18 protein-coding genes and 2 pseudogenes are annotated in these 17,469 nt (G+C 64.8%); 3 read left to right on the top strand and 17 right to left on the bottom strand.

What is annotated here, in order from left to right; translation table 11 throughout:
• The first annotated feature begins 625 nt into the window (after positions 1-625).
• Positions 626-1,396 (top strand): NlpC/P60 family peptidoglycan endopeptidase RipB, encoded by a 771-nt coding sequence (gene ripB, locus MCHLDSM_RS22275; RefSeq protein WP_048472056.1) that lies wholly within the window; start codon positions 626-628, stop codon positions 1,394-1,396.
• Positions 1,397-1,557: 161 nt separating this feature from the next.
• Here the strand turns inward: ripB and MCHLDSM_RS22270 are convergent, their stop codons facing one another.
• From MCHLDSM_RS22270 to MCHLDSM_RS22250, 7 genes are all read right to left on the bottom strand, one after another.
• On the bottom strand, positions 1,558-2,250 hold the full coding sequence (locus MCHLDSM_RS22270) for a winged helix-turn-helix transcriptional regulator (RefSeq protein ID WP_048472055.1): 693 nt from the start codon (positions 2,248-2,250) through the stop codon (positions 1,558-1,560).
• A 165-nt stretch (positions 2,251-2,415) separates the two neighbouring features.
• Positions 2,416-3,678: an MDR family MFS transporter gene (locus MCHLDSM_RS22265; RefSeq protein ID WP_048472054.1), complete on the bottom strand. Its 1,263-nt coding sequence runs from the start codon at positions 3,676-3,678 to the stop codon at positions 2,416-2,418.
• The gene (locus MCHLDSM_RS22260; protein ID WP_048472053.1) at positions 3,675-4,790 is read right to left on the bottom strand and encodes a PLP-dependent cysteine synthase family protein; all 1,116 of its coding nucleotides are present in this window, start codon (positions 4,788-4,790) and stop codon (positions 3,675-3,677) included. Before MCHLDSM_RS22260 ends, MCHLDSM_RS22265 begins: the two co-directional genes overlap by 4 nt.
• Before the next feature lie 106 nt (positions 4,791-4,896).
• Positions 4,897-5,307 (bottom strand): putative copper homeostasis (lipo)protein LpqS, encoded by a 411-nt coding sequence (lpqS, locus tag MCHLDSM_RS36570; RefSeq protein ID WP_082169028.1) that lies wholly within the window; start codon positions 5,305-5,307, stop codon positions 4,897-4,899.
• A gap of 365 nt (positions 5,308-5,672) precedes the next feature.
• The gene (locus MCHLDSM_RS22255) at positions 5,673-6,383 is read right to left on the bottom strand and encodes a M56 family metallopeptidase (RefSeq protein ID WP_234714160.1); all 711 of its coding nucleotides are present in this window, start codon (positions 6,381-6,383) and stop codon (positions 5,673-5,675) included.
• Positions 6,384-6,402: 19 nt separating this feature from the next.
• Positions 6,403-6,588 (bottom strand): hypothetical protein, encoded by a 186-nt coding sequence (locus tag MCHLDSM_RS39725; protein WP_234714159.1) that lies wholly within the window; start codon positions 6,586-6,588, stop codon positions 6,403-6,405.
• A complete protein-coding gene (locus MCHLDSM_RS22250) occupies positions 6,585-6,950 on the bottom strand; it encodes a BlaI/MecI/CopY family transcriptional regulator (RefSeq protein WP_048472059.1) in 366 nt (121 codons plus the stop codon). Before MCHLDSM_RS22250 ends, MCHLDSM_RS39725 begins: the two co-directional genes overlap by 4 nt.
• Positions 6,951-7,332: 382 nt before the next feature.
• On the opposite strand from MCHLDSM_RS22250, the pseudogene ripA reads away from it, so the two are divergent.
• Positions 7,333-8,675, top strand: a pseudogene (gene ripA, locus MCHLDSM_RS22245) (NlpC/P60 family peptidoglycan endopeptidase RipA); the annotation flags it as partial.
• Between the two features lies 1 nt (position 8,676).
• The coding region (locus MCHLDSM_RS39720; protein ID WP_234714162.1) for an NlpC/P60 family protein at positions 8,677-8,836 on the top strand (160 nt) is incomplete at its 5' end.
• Here the strand turns inward: MCHLDSM_RS39720 and MCHLDSM_RS40255 are convergent.
• The 10 genes and pseudogenes from MCHLDSM_RS40255 to MCHLDSM_RS39705 form a co-directional block, all read right to left on the bottom strand.
• Positions 8,814-9,425 (bottom strand): hypothetical protein, encoded by a 612-nt coding sequence (locus tag MCHLDSM_RS40255; RefSeq protein ID WP_280513802.1) that lies wholly within the window; start codon positions 9,423-9,425, stop codon positions 8,814-8,816. The two genes, MCHLDSM_RS39720 and MCHLDSM_RS40255, sit on opposite strands and share 23 nt — an antisense overlap.
• Complete coding sequence (locus MCHLDSM_RS22235) at positions 9,422-10,603, bottom strand: tyrosine-type recombinase/integrase (protein ID WP_013470154.1); 1,182 nt, start codon at positions 10,601-10,603, stop codon at positions 9,422-9,424. Before MCHLDSM_RS22235 ends, MCHLDSM_RS40255 begins: the two co-directional genes overlap by 4 nt.
• Before the next feature lie 120 nt (positions 10,604-10,723).
• Positions 10,724-11,056 (bottom strand): annotated as a pseudogene (locus MCHLDSM_RS22230) (ATP-binding protein); the annotation flags it as partial.
• Positions 11,057-11,058: 2 nt separating this feature from the next.
• Positions 11,059-12,300, bottom strand: a complete 1,242-nt coding sequence (istA, locus tag MCHLDSM_RS22225; protein ID WP_048472051.1) for an IS21 family transposase — start codon at positions 12,298-12,300, stop codon at positions 11,059-11,061.
• Positions 12,301-12,633: 333 nt separating this feature from the next.
• Complete coding sequence (locus MCHLDSM_RS40130; protein WP_268781945.1) at positions 12,634-12,765, bottom strand: SHOCT domain-containing protein; 132 nt, start codon at positions 12,763-12,765, stop codon at positions 12,634-12,636.
• A gap of 406 nt (positions 12,766-13,171) precedes the next feature.
• Positions 13,172-13,444 carry a hypothetical protein gene (locus MCHLDSM_RS22220; protein ID WP_170216890.1) on the bottom strand — a complete coding sequence of 91 codons (273 nt, stop codon included), beginning with the start codon at positions 13,442-13,444 and terminating at the stop codon, positions 13,172-13,174.
• Between the two features lie 510 nt (positions 13,445-13,954).
• A complete protein-coding gene (locus tag MCHLDSM_RS22215; protein ID WP_234714158.1) occupies positions 13,955-15,070 on the bottom strand; it encodes a type II glyceraldehyde-3-phosphate dehydrogenase in 1,116 nt (371 codons plus the stop codon).
• A 162-nt stretch (positions 15,071-15,232) separates the two neighbouring features.
• The gene (locus tag MCHLDSM_RS22210) at positions 15,233-15,895 is read right to left on the bottom strand and encodes a methyltransferase family protein (RefSeq protein ID WP_048472048.1); all 663 of its coding nucleotides are present in this window, start codon (positions 15,893-15,895) and stop codon (positions 15,233-15,235) included.
• Positions 15,896-16,110: 215 nt separating this feature from the next.
• Positions 16,111-17,223, bottom strand: a complete 1,113-nt coding sequence (locus MCHLDSM_RS22205; RefSeq protein ID WP_048472047.1) for a beta-propeller fold lactonase family protein — start codon at positions 17,221-17,223, stop codon at positions 16,111-16,113.
• Positions 17,220-17,469 (bottom strand): hypothetical protein (locus MCHLDSM_RS39705; RefSeq protein ID WP_234714157.1); only part of this gene is annotated, 250 nt, incomplete at its 5' end. The genes MCHLDSM_RS39705 and MCHLDSM_RS22205, both read right to left, overlap by 4 nt.

The raw sequence follows: 17,469 nt of genomic DNA, 5'->3' as shown, positions 1-17,469 counted from the left end.
CCTTTCTGAACTGGCCTGATTGATGCGTAGAGAACACCAATCCTCCCAGCTCAAGGGGCACTTTCCTCATTCCGACACCCCACGACCAACCAATTTATCGGTGGATCGAGGCTAAGCAGCACAAGTGCTCGACACCTGAGCCGACATGGCATCGGTGCCGGACAGCGAAACCCCTTTCTCTTGCAGCGCATTAGGTCAGCTGTTAGACGCCGCTGCTGCACGGGCAGCTGCTGGCATCGCTGAAGCCCACAGACTCCCCGATGAACACATCGCGGCGCTACGCCGACGAGGCGTCATAGGACCTCTCCTGGGCAGAATCGTTGCCCTCAACGACGGCCATAGAACTCCTCTCCGAGATACGCGCATGCGCACCAATCCGCGCACCATTGGCGCACGTATTCCCGGCCGCGGAACGGCTCCTGCCCAGCGCTTTCCGCGTTCAATGTGAACGGCCGCAGCGAATTTCACCATTGTAATTATGTGGCTACTGTTACTGGTGGGGCTTTTGTGAGTTAGGCTTTTCTCCGTAGGAGCTACGTATTTTGGTGCTGCGCCGTACGTATGCGTTTCAGCCCCGCTATTGGTGCACGAAGTAGGACACCGCGCGGCGCACCGAGGAGAAGACATGAAATCAGACGTCCGGAGCAGGAGTGCGGCAAGTGCCGGCGCCGACCGGTCTGACCCGGCGATGCGCGGTGCGAGACGCGTTCGGCGGCTCCCCGGTGTCCTCAGCATCGTCGTGCTGCTCTTCGTCGCGTGTGCACCGGTCGCGTCGGCCCAACCTGCTGCCGGTCCGTGGGACCCACTGCTTCCCAAGGTGGCGAGCGCAGGCGCTCCCGGTGATCCGGTTGCCATCGCGAACGCCTCTCTTCAGGCCACGGCCATGGCGACGCAGACCGCCATGAGCATGGGTCGCAACTTTCTCAGCAGCCTGGGAGTCGTCAGTCCGGCCGCGGATCCGTCGACCAGCGTGCGCGGAAACCGGGTCAATGGTGCGCAAGCGATCGAGTACGTAATCCGCAGGGCAGGAACGCAAATCGGTATTCCCTACTCCTGGGGTGGGGGCAGCCTCACCGGTCCCAGCCGCGGCGTCGACCAGGGGGCCGGCACTGTGGGGTTTGACTGTTCAGGCCTGACACGGTTCGCGTTCGCCGGCGTCGGAGTGCTGCTCCCGCGATGGTCCGGTGACCAGTACAACGCCGGCCGCAAGGTGCCACCCTCCCAAGCGAAGCGGGGCGATCTCCTGTTCTGGGGCCCCGGGGGGAGCCAGCACGAAGCTATCTATCTCGGCGGCGGGCAGATGCTCGAGGCACAGCAGACCGGCGTGCCAATCAAGATCTCCCCAGTGCGCACGTCAGGGATGACGCCCTACGTCGTTCGCATCATCGAAAGCTAAGTCCTCGCCGCAATCTGNAGACCGGCGTGCCAATCAAGATCTCCCCAGTGCGCACGTCAGGGATGACGCCCTACGTCGTTCGCATCATCGAAAGCTAAGTCCTCGCCGCAATCTGCCACCAGCTGCATCACTGCGGCGCACCAGGCACTCGCCGCCCCCACTCAGCCGGTGAGACAGTAACCGGTACCGCGCACCGTACGCAGATACCGCGGTGAATGCGGGTCCTCACCCAGCTTGCGCCGAAGATTGCCCACGTGCACCCCCAGCGTGGACCGGCCACCGTCGGAGGCATCCCCCCACAGGCTCAGCTGCAGGTGACGACACGTCACCGGTTCGCCCGGACTCTCTGCCAGCGTGGACAGGATCTCGAACTCCGTTCGGGTAAGTGACAGCGCCTCGCCGCGCAGAGACACCCGGCGTGCGACCATATCGATAAGGAGATCTCCGAATTCCCGGCGATGCATCACCTCGCCGTAGTAGCCGCCACGTGGTTCGCCACTGACACCGCAGTGCCTCAGCGCCAGCCGAATTCGCACGTTCAGCGCCGCGATGTCGCCCACACAGACGGCCCCGGTACTCACGAGCAGCGGCGCAATATCGCCGTCGCTGAGAGCGACCACGCCGACCTGCGTCTCCTGACGAATGCGGTCAAGCATGGCCGTGCCCCGGCCCTGCGCGCCCACGCACACCACGACCACATCGGGATCACCCTCGTGCAGACCTATGATCGCAGCACGCGGCGAGTAGGCCACCTCCACCGCGAAATCGTCGGCACGAAGGTGTCGCGCGACGGTGGCCGCATAGATGCGTCGCGGCTCAACGAGGAGTACACGGATGCGGCCGGCGGCCGCCACTGGCGGTACGGAACCAGCGACAACACGGTGCGACTCGATCGTCGTGGCACTCTCCCAGCCGTTCACGAAAACTAAAGCGCGCCCGCGCATCCTGCGCCGCCCGCGAGAGATAGTCTACCGCTACCTACGTAGTTGCTACGTAGATGACGCGCCGACCGGGACATTTCAGCGCCGGGTCGCGTCATCAACGGCCTTCGGCGTTGATCCCAGTCGTCCTCGCTGATCCAGGCGGTACAGCGCAGCCGCCGACAGCAATCCGATGACTGTCAACAACACCCACAGAAGTTCGGGCTGCCCAAGCTCTCTGGCGAGTTGCATCAACGACCCTGTTGCCAGGTTGCCGACCAGGATGCCGACGCCGACGATCGTGTTGTAAAAACCGTAATGCGTTCCGACGAGCCGATTATCGGCCAGGGACACGACGGTATCCATTTCGAACGGGAACACCGCAGCGGAGCCGACCGCCAGCACGGCCGTGGCGATCAGCAGCGCTGTGGCGGCCGCGACACGGCCGGCTCGCTCGTCATCGGGCAACGCGATGAGCGGCAGGAACGACAGCGCCAGGATCAGCATCCCGATCGCCAGTGAGCGCCCCGAACCCCAACGCCGCCCGAACCAGCGTGTGATGCGCATCTGCCCAAGCACCGCCACCACTCCGGAGACCACGAAGATCATCGCTGTGACGACGGAGTCGTTCTGCGGAAACAGGTACCGCGCCTGTAGCGGCATCGCGAGGTATACCTGAAACGACAGGACATAGGAGCCGATCATGGCCGCGGCGAACAGCAGGAACGAACGATTGGCCGCGACCGCCCGCCAATCCTGCAGCACCGAAGTCTTTTCCGGTGTCGGCGCCACTGCGCGCTGCGGCAGTGCGAACAGCTGCGCCACCGTCAGCACCGCGAAAACCAGGGCCGCGGCAGCCGCAGTCATCTTGAAGTCGACAAACATCAACGCCAAGCCCACCAGCGGCCCGGCGAGGATGCCGGCCTGATAGAACACGTTGAACAGCGCGAACGCTTCCAGCCGTCGCGGGCCCGCGTCGGCGGCCAAGTATGCACGCACAGCTGGGTTGAAGAGGGCACCGGCGAAACCCGTTGCCGCCGAGGCGACCAACACCGCCGGTAGCGAGTCGGCGAACACCAAAAGCCCGAATCCTGCCGTGCGCAGCACGCATCCACTCACGATGAGGGGCTTGAAGCCCAGGCGATCGGCCAACGTGCCGCCGATGATGAACATGCCTTGCTGGGAGAAGTTGCGCACCCCGAGAACGAGCCCGATGGCCCATGCCGCCAAACCCAGGGGCCCAGCCAGGTAGCCGGCCAAGTACGGCATGAGCATGTAGAACCCGAGGTTGATCCCGAATTGGTTGATCATCAGCATGCGGCTTGGCCAGCCGAAACTGCCGAACCCGGACAGCAGTGTCATCGTGGCACCACCTGCGTGGGGTCGACGACTACAGGGCACCGCGTCCAGGCCTTAACCACGTGTCGCAGCGGGTGATCGATGGTGGCCGGTTCGTTCGGCGGCGCCTTATCCAACAGGCCGTGGGTGCGGCAGTAATCGTCGTTATAGATGGTGTCGAAATAGCGCTGTGGGCCGTCGGGGAAGATCGCGGCGACCGTGGTGCCCGGGTCGCTGCGACGCGCAGCCCACCCCGCCACCACCGCGACCGCGCCGACGCTCCACCCGCCACTGGCATAGTGGGTGGCCGCCAAAGTTCGACAGGCCCATACCGCATCCGCTGGCGCGACCCAGTGCACCTCGTTGAAGGCCGCGTAGTCGACGTTGCCGGGGTAGATGCTTGAGCCGAGGCCACGCATCAGCCGGGTCGTCGCGGGTTGCCCGAAGATGGTAGAGCCCACCGTGTCGACGCCGATCAACCGCAGGCCGGGATTATATTCCCGCAGGACCCGTGCCACCCCTGCCGAGTGTCCCCCGGTACCGACCGAACACACCAACACATCGACAGACCCGAGCTGCTCAATCAGTTCCATAGCCAGCCCGCGGTAGGCCTCCACATTGTCCGGATTGTTGTACTGGTCGGGATGCCACGCCTGCGGATCAGTGCCCAGAATCTCATGAACGCGTTCGGTACGGGCCTGTTGCCAGCCGCCGCGCGGGTGAGGCTCAGTGACCAATTCGATGTGCGCGCCGAACGCGGCGAGCATGTGCTGGATGATCGGCTCCATGCCGGGGTCGGTGACCAAGGTGACGGGGTGACCGTACACAGTTCCAGCCAGCGCAAGCCCCAATCCTAGAGTGCCGCTGGTCGACTCGACGATACGGTCGCCCGGGACGAGCTTCCCGCGAGAGCGCGCACGTTCGACCATATGCAGTGCAGGCCGGTCTTTCATGCCGCCAGGATTGAAGCCTTCGAGTTTGGCCCAGAAGCCGTGCTCTGCGGCGGTGAACGGCGCGCCGATCCTCAAGACGGGCGTCTGCCCGACCATCGTAGCCGGCCGCTCATAGCGGCCCAGCCGCAGTTGCTCGAATCGGTCTGTGTCCTGGGCATGGTGGATCGAAAGGGCGTGATTCATGTCGTGGATGTCGCTTCTGTTTGACGGCGCGACTGGTCGCGCAGCTGCTGATCATGGGCAGCGGTCACCGGCCTCGGTTCACGACACGAGGCCTGACGCTGGCCAGTCAGCGACGCGCGATGCAGAGCCGGACGAGCACGTCTCGGCCGGTTTGTGCGACGGGTGAGCGCGGTGGGCCGCGGATAGGTGTCAGCGGCGCGTAGCGCCATAACGCCGGCAGCACAGCCAAGGCGCTGACTAAGGCCAAGGCGATCAGCGTGACCGTTCCTCGCGGCAAGACAGCCTCGGCGAAAGATTCCGGCGACGGCGCGACGCCACCCTGGGAGATGTGCGGATGATCAAGCTGGACGGCCACCGGCGCGCCCACCGCACTCGCAAGGGGGTGGGGTCCATGGGCCGGCGCAGCCTCGATTCCCGGCAGCGCCCATTCCGCAGCCACGATGACGATCCAGAACGCGAGCAATGCAGCGACGACTGCGCGTCGGCGCTGCGGGGAACTCGCGTCGATGTACCTCACGATGTTGCCGACTGTAGCAGCGGATCGCCGACCCTAGGGCCGTCGGTTGACTTGACGCCGTGTCGTGACCTGCCCGCGACCGCCATCTCCGGCGACCCGCGCGAAACGGCCAACGCACTCACCGCATTCGCCCGATAGCATTGCTGTACGGCTCATTTCGACGCCGTGCGTGCGACCAATCCATCTCGGCGAGCCATCTTTTGCACTGGTCATCTACGGTTTGACTCCGTAGATAATTTCCGCTCTGGACGTTGGCGCTGGGCAGTCAGACGAGCCTTTGCTGGATAGGCCAACAGCGGGCGCCGAATCGTCCCTCGTCCTGTGGAATGCGCCTCGGCGGCGACGGCCCGGAAGCTGGGTAGCGCCTAGTGGTGGCAGAGCACCTGGATGAATGCCGGGGTGGCGAGCATGGTGGCGATGGCGACAGTAAGGAGAGCGCGGTGGCGCCACCGCACGTGCCGACGCGTCGGGGTGACTAGCCGCTCGGCGCGGGTGATGACCGCCGTTGCCGCCGCGGCCAGACCTTCGGCGACAGGAGGTCGGTGACCGGCGAGTGCAAGCAAACCCGTAAGTAATGGACGAGTGCCGACGCGACGAGCAGCGGTGTCGTCGGCGCACATCTCTAGTAGTTCCGCCACAGCCTGATGCGCGCCCGCGAACAGGGGAAGATGGGGCAAGGTGGCTGCGAGGGCACGCAACACCATCAGAATGTGGTGATGATGCCCCGATAGGTGCGCATGCTCATGCGCCAGAACCGCTTTCAATTGCGCTCGGTCCAACGATTTTACGGCCGCCGAGGTGACGACGATGGCGTGGGGGCGGCCGATGACGCAGTAGGCGGCGGGAAGGTCCGCCTCGACGACAACGACGTGGGGATGGTCAGTAGGCCGACCAACGATCCGCGCGGCGTGTGCGTGCTCATGACTTCGCGTGCGCAGTCTGGCCAAACAGCGTCCCAGTCGCAGCGCCACCACCCCCGAGGTCAGCAACCCCCCACCGATGAGAGCTATAGACCCGAGGCGTCCCGCCAGCGGCGTGTGATCAGAGAACCCGAACAGTTCCAGACAGAGGGTCACCACCGAGCCATTCAGGGCACTACGTCGAGTCGACCACCAGCACCACGGCCGCCAGCCACGCCACAAGCACGGCGACAACAGTGGCCAACCACGCGGCCACACCCATGGCCGGGCTCACCCCACCAGCAGTAAGGCGCCGCAGTACCGGCGGAGCAAGCCACGCCAACACCGCGCCGTAGAGGACCAGCCACACAGCAGTCGTCATGATCGCCGACCTTTACTCAGCGCCGCCTTCAGCTGCGCCGACTGCTCTGTACTCATCTGCTCGACAAAAAAAGCCAGCACAGTGTTGGTGTCGCCGCCGGAGTCGAAGGCAGCTTTCATCAGACGCGCTGACCGCTCCGCACGACTCATCGCCGCCCGGTACACATAGGCTTTGCCGTTGCGCTGCCGTGTGAGCCACCGCTTGCGATACAGGTTGTCCATGGTCGACAACACAGTCGTGTACGCGATAGGTCGCTGCTGGGACAGGTCCTCGAATACCTCACGCACGGTGATCGGCTCCTGGTGATCCCACACCCAGTCCATGATCATCGCTTCGAGATCGCCGAATCCTCGCTGTTCCATCCGCCGCAACTCCTGCCCCGCTCTGACGAGGTGGCCGATGCGCACAGCGCGGCACCCTGCAGCCTCCCAATGTAGCCGCCAACAGCCCAAATGCCGGGGACCTCACCGCGGCTACGCCACTGATATCGATCCCGCCCCGGCGTGCCCACTCCTGATCCAGCCGATGGCACCGACCCGTCGAGTCAACAGCAAATGCCGCCGGTTGGTCAGGTGTTACCGAGTTGTGACTGTGACAGGTGTTTCTCCTGATGCCGCAGTGATGTACGTTCCGACTACGTACTGATCAACTTCGTACTCATAGCTTGTAGATCGTCCGACATGGCACGTCGGCGCACCGCCCTGCCCGACTCGCGGCTACCGGCAGCCACCCACAGGAGAATTGATGCGGCGCCTCACTTCACTTCTCACCACCGGGGTGATTTTTGCGGTGCTGGTGCTTCACACCTCGGGCATCGCAACGGCCGGCCACGGAAGCGAACCTGATGGTGACAACGAAACGGTCGCAGGACTTGTCGCTGCCGTTGCCGAAGCCAACCAGCACGTCGCCGATATCGGCGCGGACATCCAACACAAACAGGAGAGCGTCAATCGGACCCTGGTGGAGCTTGCCACCGCCCGCCAGGCGGTCACCGAGGCGCACCGCACACTCGAAGACAGCGAGAAAGCACTCGTCGACAGCCAGACCGCCATCGACGCCACGCAGCAGCGGTTCGACGATTTCGCCGCCTCCAGCTACATGAACGGTCCCTCCCGCGCGCTGCCGCTGGCAAGCAGCCCTGAAGACATCCTCTCGGCAGCCTCGACGCAGCAGACCTATCTCCTTGCTTTCGGCAGGGTCAAAGACGATCTTCGCCGAAGCCAGACTGAACGCGCCAACCAACTCTCGGCCGCCAAGCAGGCCCGGCTGGACGCCGACGCAGCAGCGGCCGAAGCGCAACGGCGACAGGACGCCGCAGTCACCGAACTCGTTGGCGCGCAACGCGCATTCACCGATCAACAGTCCGACCTGACCCGGTTGGCCGCCGAACGCGACTCCGCACAAACCCGACTGACTACTGCCCGACCGGTAGCAGCTACCGCACACCAGCCCACGGCCGCGCAACCCGGCGCCGCAGTCCCGCCGAGCGGCCAATGGGACCGCACCAGTCCGGCACCGGCAGACAGCTCGGGCGCCGGCCAGTGGGACACCACACTGCCGATGGTGCCCAGTGCCAATGTGGCCGGCGATCCGATAGCCATCATCAACGCCGTCCTCAAAATCATGGCGACCTCGCTGCAACTCACCGCCGACATGGGCCGAAACTTCCTCGTCAAACTCGGCATCCTCTCCCCCGCGACCGCCGCCGCAGATCCCGGAATCACCAACGGACGCATCCCCCGCCTGTACGGCCGCCAAGCCTCTGAATTCGTGATCCGACGAGCCATGTCGCAACTCGGCGTCCCCTACTCCTGGGGCGGCGGCAACGCCAACGGGCCCTCTCGGGGAATCGATCAAGGAGCCAACACCGTCGGCTTCGACTGCTCCGGCCTCATGCTCTACGCCTTCGCAGGCGTAGGCATCAAACTCGACCACTACTCCGGCTCTCAGTACAACGCCGGCCGCAAAGTACCGTCATCGCAGATGCAGCGCGGGGATCTCATCTTCTACGGCCCCAACGCCAGCCAGCACGAAGCCATGTACCTCGGCGACGGCATGATGCTCGAAGCCCCCTACACCGGGTCAGTNGGATCTCATCTTCTACGGCCCCAACGCCAGCCAGCACGAAGCCATGTACCTCGGCGACGGCATGATGCTCGAAGCCCCCTACACCGGGTCAGTAGTCAAAATCTCACCCGTACGCAGCTCCGGCATGACGCCCTACGTCACGCGCTTGATCGAATACTGACACTTTCCCGGGGAGCGCTACGTCCGCCGCGTCGCTGACCAGTCAGTCCGCTCCGGTGTGGCCGCTGCGCACAGTCTCCTGCAGTGCCTCCCGCCGCCGGCTGCGGGACGGCCGCCCAGAAGCGTGGAACAGCGCCGTCGCGCCCGCGATGGCGGCGGCCCACAGCACGACAAGGACGGCGCACAGGATCAGCCACGTTTGCCACCCGAGACTGTCCGGGCAGACGTCCATCACTCTGCAACGCCGCGGCGGCGTCGTAATCCATCGCCCGGATCGATGAGGGGAAATCACGGCCTTCGGCGACGGCCCGCCGGATCATGTTGGCCAACTGCGCCATCGCCAACACCGAGACGCGGGTGCCATCACTGGCCTGCCAGTGCGCCATCCACGCCAGCTCCGCGGCGAACGGGACGGGCAGTCCGCTCAGGTCCAGATGCGGCCAATCGTTCTCGGTGATCGAGGCCCAGTTCTGGATACCGGGCCCGAGCACGGGGCCACGCCACTGTGCTGGCAGCCCTTCCCAGAGCCGCCAGATCGGATCGAGGTGGTCGGCACTGCGCAGCCGCAGGTGGCTATGCTCGTCGATCATTCGGCCACCCGCCAGCTGCTGGCGTAGGAAGCCCAGTTGGCTGCCGCTCGCAGGGCTTCGTCGTCGCGGACCCAGCCGTAGAGGTCAAGGGTGGTCTGCACATGAGCGTGGCCAAGACGCCGGGAGACCACCCATTCCGGCGTCCCGGCGAGCAACAAGGCGGTGGCATGGGTGTGGCGGAACCAGTGCGGCGTCCACCCGAGTGGTCCGATGCCCCGCCGACGCAGCGTGGCCACTTTCTCCCGGACCGTCGTCTCCCGCAATGCGGCCAACAACGGTGGTCTGGCCACATTCACCAGCAGCGGCGATGTGTCCATCAGACCGATCCCGGATTCGGCTGCCCGGCAGGCGATGTCGGTGAGATAATCGGCGAACAGCCGCTCGAGGTCAGCCCCAACATAGACTCGTCGCGGTCGCATCATCTTCACCCGCGCCCCGTTGGGGTTATCCGAGCGAGGCACGATCTGCACATACGCGGTATCGCCGCGGCCGAGCACGAACTCGCCGATCCGCAGACCCAGCGCCTCCCCGAGACGCATCCCGGTCTCGGCCAGCAGGGCGAACACGAACCGGTCCCGCAGGTTTCCTTGCCACGAACCGGACTCGGTATCGAAGACCGCGCAGCCATCCAGGACCGCCTGGATCTGCTCGGGCAGCAGCAAGGGCGGTCTGTCGCGGCGTCGGTCGCGGCGCACCCGCACCAGCGAGGATGCCGCCGGGGCCGACCGCGCATCCAGATGCGCCAGCAAGCCCCGGGCCGGTCGCTGTCGCGGAGTTCCTCGAAGTAGCTGTCCTGCTACCGCCACACCGGATACTGCCTGATGCCAGCGGTAGAACGAAATCAATGCTGCAAGGCGAACTTCCAGTGTTGCAGCGGTCGGTGCCTGGTCCGACTCGGCCAGCCGATGCTCAACTGTGCGGCCATTGCGCTGCCAGGACAGAAACGCCGTGAATGCGGGGACACCGACATCGCGCCATCCATCGGATTGTCCGCGTTGTTCCAGGAAGCTCCACCACTGCGCCAACGACGTCGCATACCCGCGCACCGTGTTCGGCGACCACAGGTGCCGGTGGGCTTCTATCCACTCCTCGACGGGACCGACCGTTGCGAAGTCCTCCCCAAGCACGGTCCAGGTCCGCTTCCCTCCCGCAGGAGACACTGCCACCGGATACGCCATCGTTGCCGTTCCTTCACGTCGAAGAACACCCGCCGATAAACCGGCAACAACGATGACTTGCCCAGCATCAACCCCCTTGTTGCATACATAGATTCGAGCGTGTTGCTACCCGTTGATAACGGGTGGCCCGAGGAGGACGACGTTGGAGGCCTTGGCGAGGAACGCGCCGGTACCGAGGTGGGCGATCATGTCCCGGTTCAGCGTTGGTTGGTGATCGAAGTTGAAGTCCTCCAACGACTTCCGCGTCGGAAAGCCGGCGGATCGGATGCGGGTCGCCGCGCCGGAGGCTTCGCGGGCCGAGACCTCCCGGGACAAAACGGCCGCCAGATACTCTTCGTGAGTCCAGCCGGCGTCGCGGGCTTGCTCGGCCAGCCGGGCGGCGGAGTCGCGGATGCGGGGTGCCTTGAGTGCTTGGGCGTAGTGCAGGACGGCCTTCATGGGATCTTCGGCCATGCTCATGCCACCTCGCCGTCGGAAGTGACTGCAGCAGTGGTGAAGTCGACACCGAACGCTCGGTCGTAGTCGGCGAGGTCCCGCACCAGCTGATCCCCTGGCGCCGGCGGTGATCCGGTCTGGAACTGGTGTCGCAGCGCTGAGGCGGTCGCGACGTGGGTGGGGTCGGTGAGGGTTTGGCGCGTCGCCCAGCAGCGGTCGTGGGCCGCCAGTAGGCGCCCTGCCCGTCTCACGGTCACCGCGGTGAGGGTGGTGTGTACCTCGACGAGTTGGCCGATCGCAGTCGGGTCGACGGAGTAGTCGTTGCCGGCCACCCGGACGTAGTAGTCGCGTCCCAGTCGCACCGAGGTCACCGTCTCAACGGTCGGCGCCACCGGTGGCAGGGGCAGCATCTGGGCTCGATCGGCGTCCAGGAAGTCGATGGGACGACCGTCGAGGACCCGCACCCGTCGCGCGTTGGCGACTGGAAGCCACTGAGCTAGTTGATCATTGAAGTCAGCGGGTGAGGCGAAGCTCCGTCCGGACAGGAACGAGGTCTCCAGATAGCGGTTGGCTCGCTCCACCATGCCCTTCGATTCGGGGTCATAGGGTTTGAGTTGCACCAGTCGCGACCCCAGGGTGCCCATCAAGGCAGTGACCGGTTCGGTCAACCGGCCGCGGCGTCCGATCCCGGCTTCGTTGTCCCACCACAACTCGTGCGGAGCCGCGGTGAAATTCTGGGAGAGCAGCTGCCACATTCCGGCCACCAGATCCATGGTCTGGCGCGAGGGCAGCATCACCGCGGCGATGAACCGCGAGAACGCGGCCACCATCACCAACACCGGCAACATCGCTTCCTGACCGAACCCGACCGGAATCTTCGGGGCCGGGAACCACAGGTCGCACTGCATCGCCCGCCCCGGCGGATGCTCGAGACGATCCACCGGATCGGCGGGCAGGTACTCCGGGCGGATCGCCCGGACCCGCTCCCGGAACCAGGAGATCGAACCCGTCCACCCGACCCGCTCGGCGAGCACCGTCGCCGGCATCCGGGGGTACGCCGTCAACAGGGCCCGGATGCGCGGCTCCACCTCGCTGATCGCCGACGGCGGCGAAGCCCGCTCGTACTTCGGCGGACCATCATTGGCCAGCGCACTGGCCACCGTGTCTCGCGCGATGCTCAGCTTCCGTGCGATAGCCCGCTGCGACAACCCTTCGCTGAGGTGAAGATGCCGGATCAAGGCCCAGTCTTCCAAGGAGATCACCCATCCAATCTGATTGGGTGGCCTACTTTTCAACCGTCGCGACTGGCCGGATTTTCAACCGTCGTCAACAGATGCCCGGTTGTCTGCGCCGGGGGCTACGGCCAGTTTCTGACTTCCGCGCAGATCGATGCGGGACCTACGGCCCTGCATCGGAGTTCGTTGGACTCTGGTGTCTGCGGTCGGGTCACGACGATGCTCGGGAAGCGTCGCCACCACGCGTCGCTGTCATGCAACTGCCGCGGTGTCAACGGCTATGTCCTGAACCGGGTTACGGTCTGGAGCTCGGCCCCACGCGGGATCTGTTCATCGCCCCTGACCGCCGCGCACCGCGCCTCACGCAGACATCGGCGGCGTACCGGAGTTCAAGGTGTTCAGCCGCCGCGCATACTCCTCGTCGTCGATCTCACCACGGGCATACCGCTCGGCGAGTCCCTGCTGCGGGGTCGGCGGATGCTGTGGGCGCAGGGCCCGGTGCAGCCAAGGCCGCCTGCTGCTCCGGCGTCAACCCTTCGTACTGCGCTTTGACCGCGCCGATTTGCTCCTGCAATCGACTCTGTTTGGCTTGCAAGTCGGCCCGCACGGCGCCGGCATGCTCAGCGGGCCCCATGTCGACCCGTTGGGGCATGTCGGGCCGGGTGGGAGCGAAGAGAGCGGATGTCGCAATCCCGAACTGTCGTACAGCGCTTACCGCTGCCTCCGTAGCTCGGCCCGCTTCGAGGCGCACCTCGATCTCATCGCAGCGCCGCGCCCAGTTTGACCATCGCGAGCATTTCCATTGGGACCCGCCGGGGCCGGACGCAGCGGCCGGCAACAAAGTGAGCGGCGGGCCGGGCGAGTAACCGCTGTGTGGGCTCCGCGCTGGGCCGCGGGGTCAGTGGCCGGTCGTGCCGTCCTGCGAGTGCGACCGGTCTTCGGTGCTCGGGTGCTGGTGACCGGAAGGCGCCCCGCCATGACCGCCATGACCGCCATGACCGCCAGCGTGCATGAACACCATCGCGGCCACGGCGCCGATCCCCAGCAGTACCGACACCGAAACCCCGGCGAACACCAATCCGACCACGATCGCAATCACGGCCGCAGCGACAAGCAGCTGCTTTTGTTGACGAGTCATGGTTACCTTCTTCCGTGTGCCGCCATGCTGCACCCGGCGACAACGCCCGCGATAGATGTACTAAGCCACTTAGTATTAGGTCGAAAGTCCCCCTTGGGCCCTTAGAACGGTGGATGCACGGCGACAGCGCAGGGCACTGGGAGGCCAACACGAAGCCGAGTTCTGTCATCGGTGTCGAGACCGCACAACCTGCAACTACTACTATGATGCATAGTAGTAGTAAGGAAGGTTAGCAGGGCGGAATGTGAGTAAAGCAGCACGAAGCGGTCCTCGGTGTCCTCGAACGTCGTCGGGCCCGTACGCCCCCGCCCCGCAGCCGGCCGCCGAGCAGCAGGTCTCCAGCGCTCTCTTGAATCAATCAGCAACACAGCGCTCGGAAGACGGAGCGTCGGTCAATTGATTTGTCGCACACGAGCCGCTCTACTTGCAGCGCGGCAGATTAGCGTGACCGACTCGGAGCATTTGAGTCACCCAATGTGTCGTGGAACGACCAATCTGACCCGTCCCGGTGAGTCCGGAGGCTGCTTTTGAAGCCTCAGCGGCCTATGCCGGCGGCGTCTTTCCTTGCGCGTGACGCGGGTGTGCGAGGAAGTCTTGTCGGACACCCAGGGTTTCATCGGTACGGCGGATGGATACGGTGGCGTCGGTGACCATTCCGGACAGGGCGCGGATCGCGTCGATGTTTTCCGGGATGACGATCGCTTGGTTGTCGACGGTGTAGGTGTAGAAGAGTTCAGTGCCGTCGACGGTGAGGATGTCTTCCCACAAGCCGACCTCGTACATGTCACCGCGGGGCCGGCCGATATCCCTCATCAATTCGATGGTGCTGTTGGGCGCCACGATGCCATCCGCCTGGCGGATCAATGCGATCCGTGGCACCGCCCGCAGCGCGTCGAGTATTTCGTCCCGAGCGGCGCGGCGCGCCAACTGCACGGTCCAGAAGTGCAGGTGGTTCTGCGTGTGCGAGCCCTTGGCCGCCATGGTGACGACGTCCAGGTCGGGGTCCACCGTCTGAGCGTCCGGACCTTGATGGCTCGGGATGCGGCTCTCCGGGAGAATGGTGTTCATGATCCCGGAGTGATCGGATTCCCACGGGTCGGTGGCTCGGCGAATGAGAACGCCCCGGGCTTTCACCAGCAGGCCTGCGTCTTTCAACGCGGTCAGGGTCCGCACGGTCGCGGTGGTGTTGCACGACACCACTCGGGTGGTCTCGCGACCCACAGCGGTGGTGTAGTTGGCGTGGGCGACGAACGAATGACCGGTCATCGCGTGGTTTTCGCCGCCCTGGAAGACGGCCTTGACCCGGTGCTGGCGGTAGAGGTCGAGGTTGGCGGCACCGATCTTGGCCGGTGTGCAGTCCACGACCACGTCCACCGCCTCGAGGAGGTCGGGCAGCGCGCCCGCCACCGGTATCCCCGCCGCCCTCATCTGGCCTGCGTGTGCTGCCGTCGCAGCGTAGACGGGCATATCCAACCCGACGGCGGTCTTGATCCGGTAATCCGCGATCACGTCGCTGACCCCAACCATTTCCATGTCGGGCTGGGCCTGTACCGCATCGGCGACGCGTTTGCCAATGACTCCGTACCCGTTCACAGCGACGCGAACCTTCTTGGGCATATCGGCATCCTTTCTTTGATCATTTACATCTTTGATTTGCACCGGTTCCGCCGATCGGCGGTGTTTCACCGTGGGCGACCAGCCCGCACGAGATGGGCGCCGAATGAGCCGGCCGTCCGCCAGCCTGCCCGCAGCAGCGGGCAGCTCCAGGTTTTCGCCGGGCCCGGTCGGCCACCCCTACTGGCCAATCAATCGCGACGGTCATCACCGTCGAATAAGGGACGTGCGGGCCGGTTTACGCGTAAGCGAGCGGATATGGGGTACAAATGCGGGAGTTCGCGCCGCATAATCGCTCCACTGCTGGCCGAATCGTTCTGCCACCGCGTGTTCTTCGCCGCGAGCCAGTCGCGCGTAAACGTACACCAGCACGGGGAACATGATCAGGGTGGGGATCGTCGGCCACTGCAGCAAGAAGCCGATCATCACGAGCAGAAAGCCGTATTGCGGATGCCGTACCCAGGCATACGGTCCGGTGGTCGCGAGGCGATCGGCCTGGGACGCCTCGTGCAGACGCCGCCAGCCCGCTGCGATGAGCCAGAAGCCCGCGCCGATTGCCACATAGCTGGCGAGATGGAAGGGGCTTAGATGTGGGTCGCCGGTCCAACCGACGCGGTCATTCCACAGGTGCCCGCCGGCGTGGGTGTCGCGCAGCAGCGGGAACCGGGACCCAAGCCAGCTCCCAAGCAGATACACGGTTAACGGGATGCCATACATCTCGGTGAACAGCGCCACCAAGAAGGCGGTGTATGCACCCATCGCCCGCCAATCACGATTTGTTCGTGGGTGAAAGAAACTCAATCCAAATGCCGCGAATAGCAAGGTGTTCACGATTACTAACGGCCACAAGCCGTAGGCTGCATCTGCCATCACGCACCTTCTGTGATTGTTCTAGCTGTGACGTTTCAACCTTGCATCGGCCAGCTGCGCGAGCCGATGGGACAACGTCCGCGATGGGGTGTCCATTAGGCACAATCTCGGACTAACCAAAGACCTTCACGTGTCCAAAACCGTCAAAGGCGCTGCGTCCGCTCATGCCCTCATTGGTTACTCATGCCCTCCTTGGTTACTCATGCCCTCCTTGGTTAATGGTGCGCAGTGTGGTCTTGGACGCTCGGGGATTGTGCGGGGATGTCCAGCGTGGCGGTCGTTGTGCCGGATGCGGCCGGAGGGCGCGACGTGTAGCTGACCCCGCTGGGACCGGTGCCGACAGCGATTGTCGCCACAATCGACCGGCTGGGCAGGTCGATGACGGAGACCGTGTTGTCGTAGGTGTTTGTGACCCATGCCCGCGTTCCGGAAGTGTCGATGACTACTCCGTGTGGCCCCGAGCCGGTGCCGACAGTGCCGCGAATGGTCATTGCTGCGGTATCGATCACCGACAGCGCATGTCCGGGCTTTTCTGCAGTGCCCTGATCGGCCGACAACACAGTTGCCTCGTCCGGTGTCAGGTACACCTGGGCTGGAGCGGCTGACACCTGTGCGGTGCCAACTACCTTGCGGGCGGTCAGATCCACTTTCACCACTGCTGGAGGGTCGGTGATGCCGGCGTAGGCGTACCGTCCATCGGCGGTGACTGCCACCTGCGCCGGGCCGGGGCCCACCGGGACAGAGCCCAAGAACCGATCGTTGGCAGGGTCGATGAGATCGACCGTCCCAGCCATCGTGTTGGCCACCACGATCAGCGAGCCACCGGCGGCGGGCCGTAGTCCGTGAGGCATCCCGCCCAGGTCGATCCGGCCCGTCGCCTCGAGCCCCCGAGCCTGGTACACCGACACAGTGCCATCCCCGGAGTTGGAGACATAAACTTTGCCGTTCGGTGCCTCGATCACATGGGCCGGAGCTGATCCTGTGGCTGCGACCGCGGCGACCGTGTATGTGGCTGCGTCGATGGCCATCACCGTGTTGCCCTCGCTGACGGCGTACACGGTTGCCCCCGCGCGGCCGATTTGAACATTGTGCGGTCCTTTGATGCCGGTCACGGTCATCGCCACGGTGTTTGTGGCCGCATCCACGACGGTCAGGCTTTCACCGCCCTCGTCGGCCACCCACACCGACCCGGAGACGGCTCTGCTCGTCCCTACTGGCGCTGTCGTCGTCTGTGGCTGCTTCGGCGACACCGTCGTTGCGCCGGAACAGCCCGCCAGCGCTGCAGCGAGCGTGACAACTGCGGCAGCGGCAACAAGCCGAATGTTCATGGCATGTAGTCCTTTCGGCTCGATGTGCTCGATCTCCTGATGTTCGATGTCACTGTGCCACCAGCGAGACGACGTTCAAGTGCGTCGGACGTGTCCTCGGCGCCGAGCGCCGCGTCGATCTTGTCGGCGATAAGCTCCGTGTCGCTAAGCCTCAATCCGTGGATCGACCCTGTTGAGGTCCGGTCAGACTGATTTTGCTGTGCTGCGGTGGGTGGGCAGCGTGAATCCGCTGGTCTGTCCAGCTTT

It is taken from the genome of Mycolicibacterium chlorophenolicum, assembly GCF_001044235.1.
GTDB classification, from domain to species: Bacteria; Actinomycetota; Actinomycetes; order Mycobacteriales; family Mycobacteriaceae; genus Mycobacterium; species Mycobacterium chlorophenolicum.
Note: the sequence above shows the minus strand (reverse complement) of the source record. Positions and strands in the feature narration are given on the sequence as shown.